This is a genomic window from Enterobacter cloacae complex sp. P12RS, from assembly GCF_014895875.1.
In the GTDB taxonomy this organism is placed as follows: domain Bacteria; phylum Pseudomonadota; class Gammaproteobacteria; order Enterobacterales; family Enterobacteriaceae; genus Enterobacter; species Enterobacter bugandensis.
On the sequence record NZ_JADBQO010000005.1, the window covers coordinates 19,180 to 33,025 of the forward strand.

General features: G+C 56.8%; 13 protein-coding genes. 10 read left to right on the plus strand and 3 right to left on the minus strand.

Annotated features, from left to right (window positions below; genetic code table 11):
* The first annotated feature begins 94 nt into the window (after window positions 1–94).
* Entirely contained in the window at window positions 95–1,000 is a 906-nt protein-coding gene (locus IM284_RS02015) for a LysR family transcriptional regulator (protein ID WP_047368602.1), read from the plus strand.
* 23 nt (window positions 1,001–1,023) lie between these two features.
* On the opposite strand, the gene IM284_RS02020 is transcribed toward IM284_RS02015, so the two are convergent.
* A complete protein-coding gene (locus IM284_RS02020) occupies window positions 1,024–1,452 on the minus strand; it encodes an OsmC family protein (protein WP_028013230.1) in 429 nt (142 codons plus the stop codon).
* Window positions 1,453–1,567: 115 nt separating this feature from the next.
* Between IM284_RS02020 and IM284_RS02025 the strand changes: the two genes are divergently transcribed.
* A complete protein-coding gene (locus IM284_RS02025; protein ID WP_047368603.1) occupies window positions 1,568–2,527 on the plus strand; it encodes a hypothetical protein in 960 nt (319 codons plus the stop codon).
* A 7-nt stretch (window positions 2,528–2,534) separates the two neighbouring features.
* On the opposite strand, the gene IM284_RS02030 is transcribed toward IM284_RS02025, so the two are convergent.
* Window positions 2,535–3,410, minus strand: a complete 876-nt coding sequence (locus tag IM284_RS02030) for a LysR family transcriptional regulator (RefSeq protein WP_047365094.1) — start codon at window positions 3,408–3,410, stop codon at window positions 2,535–2,537.
* 110 nt (window positions 3,411–3,520) lie between these two features.
* On the opposite strand from IM284_RS02030, the gene IM284_RS02035 reads away from it, so the two are divergent.
* The 6 genes from IM284_RS02035 to adhP all read left to right on the plus strand — a co-directional run bounded on the left by IM284_RS02035 (window position 3,521) and on the right by adhP (window position 10,198).
* The gene (locus IM284_RS02035) at window positions 3,521–4,372 is read left to right on the plus strand and encodes a Vmh family MBL fold metallo-hydrolase (protein WP_047368604.1); all 852 of its coding nucleotides are present in this window, start codon (window positions 3,521–3,523) and stop codon (window positions 4,370–4,372) included.
* Between the two features lie 232 nt (window positions 4,373–4,604).
* A complete protein-coding gene (gene bdm / locus IM284_RS02040) occupies window positions 4,605–4,820 on the plus strand; it encodes a biofilm-dependent modulation protein (protein WP_023335793.1) in 216 nt (71 codons plus the stop codon).
* 95 nt (window positions 4,821–4,915) lie between these two features.
* Window positions 4,916–5,053 carry a stationary-phase-induced ribosome-associated protein gene (gene sra, locus IM284_RS02045; RefSeq protein ID WP_008501714.1) on the plus strand — a complete coding sequence of 46 codons (138 nt, stop codon included), beginning with the start codon at window positions 4,916–4,918 and terminating at the stop codon, window positions 5,051–5,053.
* A 176-nt stretch (window positions 5,054–5,229) separates the two neighbouring features.
* On the plus strand, window positions 5,230–6,927 hold the full coding sequence (locus tag IM284_RS02050) for an NAD-dependent malic enzyme (protein WP_028013235.1): 1,698 nt from the start codon (window positions 5,230–5,232) through the stop codon (window positions 6,925–6,927).
* Between the two features lie 351 nt (window positions 6,928–7,278).
* Window positions 7,279–8,991: an ABC-F family ATP-binding cassette domain-containing protein gene (locus IM284_RS02055; protein ID WP_047368605.1), complete on the plus strand. Its 1,713-nt coding sequence runs from the start codon at window positions 7,279–7,281 to the stop codon at window positions 8,989–8,991.
* Between the two features lie 196 nt (window positions 8,992–9,187).
* Entirely contained in the window at window positions 9,188–10,198 is a 1,011-nt protein-coding gene (gene adhP / locus IM284_RS02060; RefSeq protein WP_041909867.1) for an alcohol dehydrogenase AdhP, read from the plus strand.
* A 43-nt stretch (window positions 10,199–10,241) separates the two neighbouring features.
* Here the strand turns inward: adhP and IM284_RS02065 are convergent, their stop codons facing one another.
* Window positions 10,242–10,748, minus strand: a complete 507-nt coding sequence (locus IM284_RS02065; RefSeq protein WP_028013240.1) for an Rrf2 family transcriptional regulator — start codon at window positions 10,746–10,748, stop codon at window positions 10,242–10,244.
* A 130-nt stretch (window positions 10,749–10,878) separates the two neighbouring features.
* Between IM284_RS02065 and IM284_RS02070 the strand changes: the two genes are divergently transcribed.
* Window positions 10,879–12,081: an NAD(P)/FAD-dependent oxidoreductase gene (locus IM284_RS02070; protein ID WP_193055707.1), complete on the plus strand. Its 1,203-nt coding sequence runs from the start codon at window positions 10,879–10,881 to the stop codon at window positions 12,079–12,081.
* A gap of 140 nt (window positions 12,082–12,221) precedes the next feature.
* Window positions 12,222–13,841, plus strand: coding sequence for a TIGR04028 family ABC transporter substrate-binding protein (locus tag IM284_RS02075; RefSeq protein WP_047368608.1), 1,620 nt, complete (start codon window positions 12,222–12,224; stop codon window positions 13,839–13,841).
* The last annotated feature ends 5 nt before the right edge of the window (window positions 13,842–13,846 follow it).

Below are 13,846 nucleotides of genomic sequence, written 5' to 3' on the forward strand. Positions count from 1 at the left end.
TTTGCGTTGGACAGACTTTATCCCTTGCGACATTTGTGAAAAATGGGCAAAAATGAAAATGACTATTCATCTATGGAAATAATCAGAGGTCATCATGGATCAGCTTATGGCGATGCGCGCCTTCACGCGGGTGGTGGAATCCGGCAGTTTTACCCGCGCGGCGGACTCGCTGAATATGCCGATCGCCACGCTGAGCAAACTGGTTAAATCCCTTGAGGCGCACCTGGCGATACGTCTCCTTCACCGCACGACTCGTCGGGTGGTCACGACGCCTGAAGGGCTGGAATACTATGAAAAAGCGCGCCGGGTGCTGATTGATATCGAAGATATCGACACCTCGTTTCGCGTTTCCCGCGCGACGCCCAAGGGACATTTGCGGGTTGACGTGGGCGGTTCCACAGCACGGGACGTGCTCATCCCCCTGCTGCCGGATTTTATGCAGCGCTACCCGGATATCCGTATCGATCTTGGCGTTGCCGATCGTCCGGTCGATCTTATCAGCGGTAACGTAGACTGCGTGATCCGCGGCGGCCCGCTGAACGATTCAACGCTTATCGCCCGTCATCTCGGTGACGCTCAGATGGTCACCTGCGCGACGCCGGGTTACCTTAAAAACCACGGCGTTCCGGCCTATCCGCAGGAGCTGCGCAACGGCCACAAGCTTGTTAGTTATCTCTCTCCCGTCACCGGGCGGCCGTTTCCGTTTCGCTTCCGGCAGAACGGCGAGGCGCTGGAAATCACTCTTCCGCACTATCTCGGCGTCAATGAAAGTAACGCTCATCTGGCGGCTGCCGCGGCGGGTCTGGGGATCGTTCAAACCTTTGAGTATTCAGCAAAGACCTATTTGCAGACGGGAGCGCTGGTGGCGATTCTGGGTGACTGGCAGCCTGCCGCGTACCCGTTTCACGTGGTCTACCCGCAGAACCGGCATTTAACGCACAGACTGAAGGTGTTTATCGCCTGGCTGGCGGAGGTGTTCCCCGCCGCGCTGAAGGGATAGCCGGGCACAAACCCGGCTGTGATTTAGTTAAGCTTATAGTCCAGGGTAATTTCGGCCTTGAGCAACTGCGACACCGGGCAGCCCGCTTTGGCTTTCTGAATAATGCCGTCAAACTGCTGTGGCGCAATGCCCGGTACGGTGACCTTACTTTGCAGCGCAACCTTAGTGATGGCAAAGCCGCCGTCGGTTTTATCCAGAGAGACGTCCGCGGTCGTATCAATCGAATCAGCAGTATAGCCCGCTTCACCCAGCATCAGCGACAGCGCCATGGAAAAACAAGCCGCATGTGCCGCGCCGATCAGCTCTTCCGGGTTGGTCCCCTTTTCACCCTCAAAGCGGGTGTTAAAGCCGTAAGGCTGTTGGTTGAGAACGCCGCTCTCGGTGGAAACCGTTCCTTTCCCGCGCTTAATGTCGCCAGACCAGTGTGCCGAACCGTGCTTATGAATCGTCATTCTTGCTCTCCTTTTGGCTTACAAAGGGTTAAGTATAGACTACGCATCTGACACGCCCTGGAACACAGACGATTCCGTGTCTTTCACCTGCTGTACCGACAACAAGGATAATGATATGACGCTAAAAATCAGGATGGCCGTCGCGATAGCCACGCTGGCTCTCTCTCTTTCTTCACTGGCCAAAACGCCGGAAAACTTTATCTATACCAGCTCAGGCGATCTCGACGCGGCGCTCCCGCTGGTTGCGCGTGGCGACATCGGCGGCGTGCAGATCGTGTACAACTGGCGCCAGCTTGAACCCGAGAAGGACAGCTATGACTTCTCGCGGATTGAGCAGGATCTGGCGCGTCTTAAGGCCGCCCGGAAAAAACTCTTTATTCAGATCCAGGATCGTTTCTTTGAGCCGGACGCCCGCTACGTTCCGGACTATCTGATGCACGATAAGCAATACAGCGGCGGGATTGCGCCGCAGTTTGATAACCCCGGCGAGGGCAAGCCTGTCGGCGCGGGATGGGTAGCACGTCAGTGGGACCCCACGGTGCGCCAGCGCTACCAGGCACTGCTGGCAGCGCTCGCAAAACGCTTTGATGGCGAGGTGTATGGCGTAAACCTGCCTGAAACCGCGATTGATATTGACGAGAAAAATCCGCCAGCGGGCTTCACCTGCGACAGCTATTTCGCGGGTGAGATGGAAAATCTGGCCTTTGCGCGCAAGGTTTTTCAGAAATCACATGTGGTGCAGTACGTTAACTTCTGGCCGTGCGAGTGGGATAACGACCACAACTATATGGGACGTCTTTTTGCGTATGCCAGCGCCAACAATATCGGCCTGGGCGGGCCGGACATTGTGCCCAACCGCAAGGCGCACATGAAGAATGCCTATCCCTTCTTCCATAAAAATAAACAGGCGCTGCCGCTCATTGCCATGGCGGTTCAGGAGCCGACTCTGACCTATAAGGATCCTCAGACCGGAAAACCGTTCACCAAAGCCGAGTTTGTCCGCTTCGGCGAAAATTATCTCGGGGCCGATATTATTTTCTGGAGCACGGCCTCTCCCTGGCTAAAGGCAAAATAATCGCCCCTCAGGCAAGGTGGCGGGACAGTTCGTCAAGAAACACGCGCAGCGCGGCAGGCTGGTATTCCCGTGACTGATAAATGCCGTGGATGGCAAGCGGTTTTGGCTCCAGCGACGCCAGTACCGGCACCAGTAATCCCTGCTCCAGCGCGGCGCGCGCTTCGCGCTCCGGCAGCATGGCGATGCCGCAGTGCTCGATCGCCGCGTTCATGAGCAGTGAAGAGATACTGGCGCTCAGGTTGCCGCTGACGGCCACGCTCAGGCTTTCGCCTTCCGGGGTCAGGAAGTGCCAGGACTGCCCCGCGAAAAAGCTGTAGTGCAGGCAGTTATGCTGCGCCAGTTCTTCGGGGCTGACGGGCGTGCCGTGCTGTGCCAGATACGCCGGCGAGGCGCAGAGCACCGATCGACACTCCCCCAGCCGGCGGGCGATCATGCCGGGCTCCGGGTTATCGGTAATGCGCACCGCGACGTCAATGCGCTCTCCCACCAGGCTGACCGGATGGTTGTTCACGTCCAGCTCAATGCGCAGCTGCGGATAGCGCGAGAGCAGGCCGGGCAGGACCGGCGCAATCAGGTGCATGGCGGTAAAGTGCGCGCAGGCTACCCGCAGCGTGCCGGACGGCAGATCTTTTTCCGACTGACCTTCGATTTCCTGCGAGATCTGCGAGAGCGTCCGCGTTTTTTGCAGCACCTTTTCCCCTGCCGCCGTCAGCGTCAACTTGCGCGTGGAGCGGTTTACCAGCCGCGTCCCCGCCCACTTCTCCATTTGTTCAAGGTAACGGCTCACCATCGGCCGGGAAATGCCCAGCGCGCGGGCCGCCGCGCTCAGGCTTCCCAGCTCGCATATCCGGTTATAGACCTGAGCGGCAATAACGCGATCCATATAAGCTCCATCTGCTCGATTTATGAAACTAAGCATGTCTTGTTTCAGGAATTCTGGCAAATGAGAATATCCGTACAATAGAGACATTCCTGAACAACAGAGACAACAGCATGAAATTCCCTCATATTGCCCTGCTTTCCACCCTTTTCGCTCCGGCCGTTTTTGCCGCGCCGTTGACGATTGATACCTATAACCCGCAGGATAAAGGCATTTTCGCGGTCTCCTCCACGCTCGTTTCCGGCCCGAAAGAGGCGGTGCTGTTTGACGCGCAGTTCAGCGTGAAGGATGGCGAAGCGCTGGTAGAGAAAATTCGCCGCAGCGGTAAAACGCTGAATAAGATTGTGATCACCTCCGGCGATCCGGATTTCTATTTTGGCCTGCAGCCGCTGGTGAAGGCCTTCCCGAACGCCAAAGTGGTGGCCACGCAGCAGGTGGTTGACCATATTAAGGCCACCAAAGACGCCAAGCTCGCCTTCTGGGGCCCGCAGATGAAAGACGGCGCGCCAACGGAACTGGTGGTGCCGCTGGTGCTCGCCTCCACCACCTTTATGATTGACGGGGAAAAGGTCGATATCGAGCAGCCGGACAGCTACGCGGCCTACGTGTGGATCCCGTCCGTGAAAACCATCCTCGGCGGCACCGGGGTCTCCTGGGGGATTCACGTCTGGACGGCTGATACCCAGACGCCGGCTCGCCGGCAGCAGTGGCAGCAGACTCTGGACAACATGGCCGCGCACAAGCCGGAACGCGTGATCCCAGGCCACTATCTGGGCACACCACCGTCCGGAACCGGGGCTATTGATTTTACCCGTGGCTATCTGCAGCATTTTGAACAGGCGTTATCGGCACATAAAAACTCTGCGGGCGTCATCGGTGCACTGAAAAAACAGTATCCGGATCTGGCAGAAGAGAGCTCTCTGGAATTAAGCGCAAAAGTGAATACTGGCGAAATGAAGTGGTAATTTAAAAACGGCTCCTGCTATATTCCCGCGATAGCAGGAGCACCGCCATAATATCCGCACTGCCTCACGCCAATATATCCCTCCGTTTTAAAAGCGCATAAAAGCATGCACTTATGTCATTTTTATTTCTAAGATGAATCTGAGACACAACCGGGGAAATATTTGCCATTCTGTTTATGAATTAATTTTTTTGCGAGCCGTACCATTAAACAGACAACGACACGGAGGCAGCATGTTTACTTATTACCCGGCTAATACCACAGCAGCACAACCTGAACTCGTTAACGCGATTGCGCAGGGTCTTCACGCCGAGCACGGTGCTGTGACTGAAGATGACATTTTAATGGAACTGACCAAGTGGGTGGAATCCACGGATAATGACATCCTCAGTGACATCTACCAGCAGACCATTAACTACGTCGTCAGCGGGCAAAACGCACCTTTGTAAAAACCTGCTAAGCTGGATCTGCAACCTAAGGGGTTACATTTCGTTTGCGAAAGCAAACTGGTCCTTAAAACTATCAACAGGATTGAGGAGTTAACATGAAATCGAACCGTCAGGCACGCCACATTCTGGGACTGAACTACAAGCTTTCTAATCAGCGTAAAGTGGTGATTGAAGGCGACCATGAAACGCAAGTCACTCACGCCACCGGCAGAAAACGCCACGCGGGCAAGTAAGTTCCAGACTGAGATCCAGAACACCATCGGCAAAACCGATGGTGTTTTTGTTTATGTGTTGCGGTAATTAATATTTAGCTCCTTTATAATACCGCCCGACCGCACCCCGTAGCACAGGCCAGAAAGATGACAAACAGCAGTGTCAGGGACGGATCTTCAAAAAAAGAGTGAGTGACATGGACAACAAACTGAAAAAACATCGTTCCTTATATATCCCTTATGCCGGCCCGGTTTTACTCGAATTCCCCCTGCTCAACAAAGGCAGCGCCTTCAGCATGGAAGAGCGCAGCAGCTTTAACCTGCTTGGCCTGCTGCCGGAAGTGGTTGAAACCATTGAAGAGCAGGCAGAGCGCGCGTGGATCCAGTATCAGGGCTTCAAAACCGAGATCGACAAACACATCTACCTGCGCAACATCCAGGACACCAACGAAACCCTCTTCTATCGCCTGGTGCAAAACCATCTCGAAGAGATGATGCCGGTGATCTACACCCCAACGGTGGGTGCGGCGTGCGAACGCTTCTCTGAGATCTACCGTCGCTCACGCGGCGTCTTTATCTCTTATCAGAACCGTCACAACATGGACGACATTCTGCAGAACGTGCCGAACCACAATATTAAAGTGATTGTGGTGACGGACGGGGAACGTATTCTCGGCCTGGGCGACCAGGGCATTGGTGGGATGGGGATCCCAATCGGTAAACTCTCTCTCTACACCGCCTGCGGCGGCATCAGCCCGGCGTACACCCTGCCGGTGGTGCTGGATGTCGGCACCAACAACCAGCAACTGTTGAACGATCCGCTGTACATGGGCTGGCGTCATCCGCGCATTACCGACGACGAGTACTATCAGTTTGTCGACGATTTCATTCAGGCCGTGAAGCACCGCTGGCCGGACGTTCTGCTGCAGTTTGAAGACTTTGCGCAGAAAAACGCGATGCCGCTGCTGAACCGCTATCGCGATGAGATCTGCTCCTTTAACGACGACATCCAGGGCACCGCAGCGGTGACCGTGGGCACGCTTATCGCCGCCAGCCGCGCGGCCGGCAGCCAGCTGAGCTACCAGAAAATCGTCTTCCTGGGCGCAGGCTCTGCGGGCTGCGGCATCGCCGAGCAGATTATTGCCCAGACGCAGCGCGAAGGCTTAAGCGAAGAGCTGGCCCGCTCCCGCGTCTTTATGGTTGACCGTTTCGGCCTGCTGACCGACGGTATGCCGAACCTGCTGCCGTTCCAGACCAAGCTGGTGCAGAAGCGCGAGAACCTGAAGAACTGGGACACCGACAACGAAGTGCTCTCCCTGCTGGACGTGGTGCGCAACGTGAAGCCGGATATTCTGATCGGCGTTTCCGGGCAAACCGGTCTCTTCACCGAAGAGATTATTCGCGAGATGCACAAGCACTGCGAGCGCCCTATCGTGATGCCGCTGTCTAACCCGACTTCCCGCGTGGAAGCGACGCCGCAGGACATCATCGCCTGGACCGAAGGTAACGCGCTGGTTGCCACCGGCAGCCCGTTCGATCCGGTGGTGTGGAAGGATAAAACCTATCCGATCGCCCAGTGCAACAACTCCTATATTTTCCCGGGCATTGGTCTGGGCGTGATCGCCTCCGGCGCGTCCCGCATTACCGATGAGATGCTGATGTCAGCGAGCGAAACCCTTGCGGGCTATTCGCCGCTGGTCAACAACGGCGAAGGGCTGGTGCTGCCGGAACTGAAGGACATTCACAAGGTGTCGCGCGCTATCGCGTTTGCGGTGGGTAAAATGGCGCAGCAGCAGGGCGTGGCGGTGAAAACCTCTGCCGACGCGCTGCAGCAGGCTATTGATGATAACTTCTGGATGCCTGAATACCGCAGCTATCGCCGTACCTCGATTTAATTCTGCGCCCGAACCGTTCCCTCTCCTCGTTGGGGAGAGGGTTACGATGAGGGGCAACAGACCGCACCATCGAATACCCACTAGCCAAACCCCCTTTCCCCCGCTACACTCCTTTCATCCATTAACCCACTGAATATATAAGGAGGCCAATTATGCTGTATCGTGAAATTTTCAATGTTTCACATACATTTGGTGATCGCACCAGCTCAAGCGTTATCGGTATCGTGCTGCGATAACTTCTGCTTGAGCGAAGACACCACCCCCTGAAATCCCTTCTCTCGGGCTTACTGAGTTATCGTCAGCGATGTTTGACGAGGCATAAACATGCCTGTAACTCTTGGGTAAGCAACAATGAGCACTTTACTCACTGCACAATCTTTACGCGTTGATACGGCGTTTGGCACGCTCTTCGACTCACTCTCCTTTACGCTGAAAAAAGGCGACCGCATCGGCCTGCTGGGCGACAACGGCTGCGGCAAAAGTACGCTTTTAAAGGTGCTGGACGGAACAGATATCCCAGCCGCCGGAACGGTAGCGCTGGCCGGGCACTGCCTGATGGCGCGCGTGGAGCAACATCTCCCGGACGCCATTTTCCCGCTGACCATGCTGGATGCCGTACTCGCGCAACTGCCTTTAGCTGAGCACGACAGCCTGCGCTGGAAAGCTGAAACGCTGCTGGCGAGCATGGGCTTCACGCCGCAGGATATGACGCTGCAATCCGCCACCCTGAGTGGCGGACAGCACACCCGCCTGCTGCTGGCGCGGGCGTTGATTCACGAGCCGGATCTGCTCCTGCTGGATGAACCCAGCAACCACCTGGATCTGCCGACCATGCTCTGGCTGGAACACTTTTTACAGAACTGGTCAGGCAGCTTCGTGCTGGTTTCGCACGACAGACAGCTGCTGGATGCCGTCACAAACGGCAGCTGGATCCTGCGTGATAAGACGCTGCACTACTTTGCCCTTCCCTGCACGGCCGCCCGTAAAGCGCTTGCAGCAAAAGACGAAAGCGATGCGCAGCGCCACAAGGCGGAGCAAAAGGAGATCGACCGCGTGACCGCCAGCGCGAAGCGGCTGGCGACCTGGGGTAAGGTTTACGACAACGAAGACCTGGCCCGCAAAGCCAAACAGATGGAAAAACAGGTCGAACGACTCAAAGAAAGCCAGACCGCGCTCACGGCGGGCAGTCCATGGACGCTAACCCTGCGCGGCGACGCGCTGCGGGCGGACCGTCTGCTGGAGATGGAAAACCTCAGCGTCCCGCCTGCGCCCGGGCTACCGCCGCTGTTTAACATCGAAACGGCGCGGCTGAAAAGCGGCGATCGCGTGGCAATTGTCGGTCGTAACGGCTGCGGTAAATCGTCGCTGATGAAGCTTATCTGGCGACATTTTGTGAATGAACCGACGGACAGCGGGCTGAAAATCCATCCGCGCGTCTCGCCGGGCTACTACGACCAGACGCTGCATCAGCTGCCGGATGACGCCACGCTGCTCGACGCGCTGGAACCTTTCGCTCCCGACCCGCAAAACAGGAAGATGGCGCTCATCAGCGCCGGGTTCCCGTGGGCGCGCCACGGGCAAAAAGTCAGCACGCTCAGCGGCGGCGAGCGCTCTCGCCTGCTGTTCGTCGGGCTGACGCTTGCCCGCTACAGCCTGCTGATGCTGGATGAGCCCACCAACCATCTCGACATGGAAGGCAAAGAGGCACTGGCGGAAACGCTGCAACAGTTCGAAGGCGGCGTGCTGCTGGTCAGCCACGATCGCCAGTTAATTAGCCAAAGCTGTAACCGTTTCTGGCTGATTGAGGACGGCTGGCTGAGCGAGTGGCACGATGCTGAAGCCGTGTTTGAGCGGCTGCGTGAAAGCGCGGGGCTGGGAACATCAGCCGCGCCCGTCGTCACCGCTGGGGAAGTTCAACCCTCGCCGTACGACGATCTGCTGGAGCGGCTGATCGCGCTGGAAACGCTGCTGGAAGACGATCTGGCGCGTAAGCCGAAACATCAGAAGCCGCAGCTGCAGGCGCAATGGCGTAGAGAAATTGAGGAGATCGAAGCCCAGCTGTAAATCTGCGCCCGGCGAGCACCTCGCCGGGCCAGCATTTTCCCCCTTAATTATTAGAGGATCGCCGTATTCTTAATCTGAAATCGAATCAAATGATGACATTATGTTGCCGCAGCCTTGCATTACCAGGCTAATGTATTAATCCTTAAGGGGTACTACACCTGCTATGCAGATTCTTATCATGAACAAGGAGATACACATGAAGGCTGCTGTTGTTACTCAGGATCATCAGGTCAATGTTACTGAAAAAACCTTACGCCCGCTTAAGCATGGGGAAGCCCTGCTGAAAATGGAGTGCTGTGGTGTATGCCATACCGACCTCCACGTGAAGAACGGTGATTTTGGCGATAAAACCGGGGTAATCCTGGGCCATGAAGGTATTGGTATCGTGAAAGAAGTCGGCCCTGGCGTGACGTCGCTGAAAGTCGGCGACCGCGCAAGCGTGGCCTGGTTCTTTGAAGGATGCGGTCACTGCGAATACTGTAATACCGGTAACGAAACCCTGTGCCGTGACGTGAAAAACGCCGGTTACTCCGTTGACGGCGGCATGGCGGAAGAATGCATCGTCACCGCGGATTACGCGGTAAAAGTGCCGGATGGTCTGGATTCGGCGGCGGCCAGCAGCATCACCTGCGCCGGTGTCACCACCTACAAAGCGGTGAAAATCTCCGGTATAAAACCGGGCCAGTGGATCGCGATTTACGGTCTGGGCGGGCTGGGCAACCTCGCGCTGCAGTACGCCAAAAACGTGTTTAATGCCAAAGTCATCGCTCTGGACGTTAACGATGAACAGCTGAAGCTGGCCGCGAGCATGGGTGCGGATTTAACCATCAACTCACGCAGCGAAGATGCCGCTAAGATTGTGCAGGAAAAAACCGGCGGCGCGCATGCCGCAGTCGTCACCGCCGTCGCAAAAGCGGCCTTCAACTCGGCGGTAGATGCCGTGCGTGCCGGTGGCCGCGTGGTCGCCGTTGGCCTGCCGCCGGAAGCGATGAGCCTGGACATTCCGCGTCTGGTGCTGGACGGTATTCAGGTGGTAGGTTCGCTGGTTGGCACCCGTCAGGATCTGCAGGAAGCCTTCCAGTTTGCGGCCGAGGGCAAAGTGGTGCCGAAAGTGACGATGCGTCCTATCGAGGACATCAACGCCATTTTTAAAGAGATGGAACAGGGCCAGATCCGTGGCCGTATGGTGATCGACTTACGCTCGTAAACACCTTTTGCCGGGTAGTGGCTACGCCTTACCCGGCTCATTGCTACGACGAACGACGAACTGAAATCCACTCCTGAACCTCAATCTGGAAGGTGTCCGGCGCTTTTCGGTACATTTTACGCGCCAGGTCGAGAATAGTATGACGCGCGAGCTCCTCTTCCATCCGCTGCTGCGCGCTATCCATGACTGAACGTACTCCGCACGGGCCGTCGCAGACCCAGGCAGGCGGTGCTTCATCAAACACGGCCAGCCGCTGGCGCACTTCACGACATTCGAACATGTTTTTCTCGCCGTCAATGGCATGCGCCACATCCAGCACGCTGATCAGCTCCGCCGGACGCGCCAGCTTAAAGCCCCCGCCCTTGCCTTCCGTACTGATGACCAGCCCGGCACGTGACAGGCGTGTGAAGATTTTGCCGAGGTAGTCATACGGCACGCCCTGCAAGGCAGCCATCTCCCGGACGCTCATCTCACGCTCGTTGCCCTTCGCATCCACCATACACATCAGGCTGTGAATGCCGTATTCCACACCGGAACTGTAAAACGCCATGGTTAACTCCGAATTAGTGTTCGGAGCATTATAACGATTTTTAACTCAGAAAGAAGTTGTCGGAGTTAACTCCGACAAGTATAGTGGCAGTTATGTCAGGCACGAAGCCTGGCGGGAGAAAGGATCGAATATGAAAAAGCAGATTTTAATCGTAGGCAGTGGTTTTGCGGGTATGTGGGCAGCCGTGAGCGCGGCACGTCTCTCTGAGCAGCAGGGTAATAACAGTCTGGAGATTGCGGTTCTGGCTCCCTTACCCGAACTGCGCGTTCGGCCACGCTTCTATGAGGAGAAGGTGTCAACGCTGGTCGCCCCGTTGACTGACCTGTTTGACGAGCTTGATATCACATTCATTGCCGGACACTCGGAACAAATTGATACCACGGCGAAAACCGTTTTATACCGGATGTCCAATGGCGCGCATGCTACGGCTTCCTACGATAGGCTGATCCTCGCTACGGGCAGCCAGACCAAACGCCCACCGATTGCCGGCCTGGCTGACTACGCCTTTGACATCGACCAGCTGGAATCCGCACAGGTATTTGAGCGTCACCTTGATTCACTGGCGTTACGTCCCTCCACGCCCGAGCGCAACACCGTGGTAGTCTGCGGAGGCGGCTTTACCGGCATCGAGCTGGCAACGGAGCTACCTGCCCGACTGCGTGCCCGTTTTGGCGACAATACGGAGATTAAAATAGTCGTAGTTGAGAGAGGACCAGTCATTGGCGGCCGTTATAGCGACGCATTGCGTAAAACAATTGCAGAGGCGAGTGAGGCGCTGGGCGTTGAATGGCGGCTGAAGAGTGAAGTTGAAGCCATTGATGCTCACGGCGTAACGCTGAAAAACGGTGAACGTATTGCTGCTGCGACCGTCGTCTGGACCGCAGGCGTCGAGGCAAATCCTCTCAGCCTGCAGATAGGCGGTGAACGCGATAGCCAGGGCCGCCTGGTTGTGACAGAAACGTTGCAGGTCCCCGCACATCCTGACGTCTATGCCACCGGCGATATGGCTCACGCCAAAACAGACGATGCGGGCAACACGGCGCTGATGACCTGCCAGCACGCGATCCAGCTAGGGAAATTTGCCGGTCATAACGCTGCCGCCAGCCTGCTGAACGTTACTCCTTACCCTTATCGTCAGGTGAACTATGTTACCTGTCTGGATTTAGGCGCGTGGGGCGCGGTCTATACCGAGGGCTGGGAACAGGCCGTCAAATCCGTCCGCGACGAGGCGAAGAAGATCAAAATCGCCATCACGAATGAGCTGATCTATCCGCCATTAGCAGACAAAACGGTCGCCTTTGCCGCCGCCGACCCGCTGGCGAAATTCGTTTAGGCCCCCGCCATCGCCCCGCTAACGGGGCGTTTTTATTTTCAGTTTCCGGCAATCCTTATCTTAATTCCTTTGTTCCCTTGTTTTCCCCCGCGCCCGATGATGAATCCGAGGCTAACAAGAAGATAACAAAGGAATTCACCATGCAAACCCCATTTCGTCTGCCGCTGCTGACGGCGCTGATTCTGACGACAACCGCAGCCTGGTCCGCCGATGCGCCGGTCAAAGGCGGCACGCTGATTTATCTGGAGCAACAGGCGCACACCAACCTCTATCCGCCTGCCGGCGGCTTCTACCCGAACGGCGGCATTCTGAACCAGATCACCGACAAACTGACGTGGCAAAATCCAAAGACGCTGCAGGTCGAACCGTGGGTGGCCGAAAGCTGGACCACCAACGCCGATAAAACCGAATACACCTTCAAAATTCGCCCGGGGATCACTTTCTCCGACGGCACGCCGCTGGACGCCAACGCCGTAGCAAAAAACTTTGATACCTACGGTTTGGGCAATAAGGCGCAGCGCCTGCCGGTGTCAGAAGTGATCAATAACTACGATCGCAGCGAAGTGGTCGACCCACTGACCGTGAAGTTCTACTTCAAAAAACCGTCGCCGGGTTTCCTGCAGGGCACCGCCACGATTGGCTCGGGTCTGGTCTCGCTCAGCACGCTGAAGCGCAACTTTGAAGAGCTGGGAGACGCCCGGCATATCATCGGCTCCGGCCCGTTTGTGGTGAAGGACGAGAAGCTCGGTCGCGAAGTGACGCTCGAAGCCCGTAAGGACTACCAGTGGGGGCCCAAAAGCCTGACGCAACAGGGTCCAGCCAATCTGGATGGCATCAAGTTTATCGTCACCCAGGAAGACAGCGTGCGCGTCGGTGCCCTGCTGGCCGGTCAGGCCGACTTTATTCGCCAGGTGCAGGCGTATGACGAAAAGCAGGCGACAGACCAGGGCTATAAAATCTACGCCGCTCCAACGCGCGGGGTGAACGACAGCATTAGCTTCCGCCCGGATAACCCGCTGGTCTCCGATATTCGCGTGCGCCAGGCGCTGCTGCATGCCACGAATGCAAAGCAGGTGGTCGAGACCCTCTTCTCGGCCAACTATCCGCAGGCGAAGTCGGTGATTGCCGATTCCGCCGCAGGCTTTGTCGATCTCAGCGACAAACTGACCTTTGACCCGGCAAAAGCGAATCAATTGCTGGACGAGGCGGGCTGGAAAGCGGGCAGCGACGGGATCCGCGCCAAAGACGGGCAGCGGCTGGCGCTGACGGTGTATGAATCCCTGCCGCAGCCGCAAAACAAAGAGGTGCTGCAGCTGGTTGCCCAGCAGTGGCGTCAGGTGGGCGTAGTGCTGAACGTAAAAGCCGGTGACGCTGGCAGCCGCACGCTGGATAACCTTGATCCACAGAAAACCCCGTTAACCGTCTCCGAAGTGGGCCGCGCCGATCCGGACGTGGTGAAAAGCATGTTCTACCCGGCTAACCGCGACGCGCTGCTGCAAAAAGGCGGCTCCAGCGACAAGGTCAAAAGCTTCCGTGACGACAAGCTGAATGCGCTGCTGGTAAATATCTCCTCAGAGGTCGATCCGCAAAAACGCCTGCAGCTGACCGGCGATGCCCAGCGCTACCTGCTGGATAACGCCTACGTTATTCCGATTTTCGAGGAGCCGCAGGTCTTTGCCGGTGCGCCGTGGCTAAAAGGCGTCAATTTTGAAGCGGTCGGCCGCCCGTCGTTCTACGGCGCGTGGATTGAGAAACACTGAGGAGA

What these genes read in the sequence shown, in the direction of transcription:
- sra (WP_008501714.1), top strand. Translation starts at nt 4,916, where the DNA reads ATGAAATCGAACCGTCAGGCACGCCACATTCTGGGACTGAACTACAAG.
- IM284_RS02020 (WP_028013230.1), bottom strand. Translation starts at nt 1,452, where the DNA reads ATGACGATTCATAAGCACGGTTCGGCACACTGGTCTGGCGACATTAAG.
- IM284_RS02030 (WP_047365094.1), bottom strand. Translation starts at nt 3,410, where the DNA reads ATGGATCGCGTTATTGCCGCTCAGGTCTATAACCGGATATGCGAGCTG.
- bdm (WP_023335793.1), top strand. Translation starts at nt 4,605, where the DNA reads ATGTTTACTTATTACCCGGCTAATACCACAGCAGCACAACCTGAACTC.
- IM284_RS02025 (WP_047368603.1), top strand. Translation starts at nt 1,568, where the DNA reads ATGACGCTAAAAATCAGGATGGCCGTCGCGATAGCCACGCTGGCTCTC.
- IM284_RS02070 (WP_193055707.1), top strand. Translation starts at nt 10,879, where the DNA reads ATGAAAAAGCAGATTTTAATCGTAGGCAGTGGTTTTGCGGGTATGTGG.
- IM284_RS02015 (WP_047368602.1), top strand. Translation starts at nt 95, where the DNA reads ATGGATCAGCTTATGGCGATGCGCGCCTTCACGCGGGTGGTGGAATCC.
- IM284_RS02065 (WP_028013240.1), bottom strand. Translation starts at nt 10,748, where the DNA reads ATGGCGTTTTACAGTTCCGGTGTGGAATACGGCATTCACAGCCTGATG.
- IM284_RS02075 (WP_047368608.1), top strand. Translation starts at nt 12,222, where the DNA reads ATGCAAACCCCATTTCGTCTGCCGCTGCTGACGGCGCTGATTCTGACG.
- adhP (WP_041909867.1), top strand. Translation starts at nt 9,188, where the DNA reads ATGAAGGCTGCTGTTGTTACTCAGGATCATCAGGTCAATGTTACTGAA.
- IM284_RS02035 (WP_047368604.1), top strand. Translation starts at nt 3,521, where the DNA reads ATGAAATTCCCTCATATTGCCCTGCTTTCCACCCTTTTCGCTCCGGCC.
- IM284_RS02055 (WP_047368605.1), top strand. Translation starts at nt 7,279, where the DNA reads ATGAGCACTTTACTCACTGCACAATCTTTACGCGTTGATACGGCGTTT.
- IM284_RS02050 (WP_028013235.1), top strand. Translation starts at nt 5,230, where the DNA reads ATGGACAACAAACTGAAAAAACATCGTTCCTTATATATCCCTTATGCC.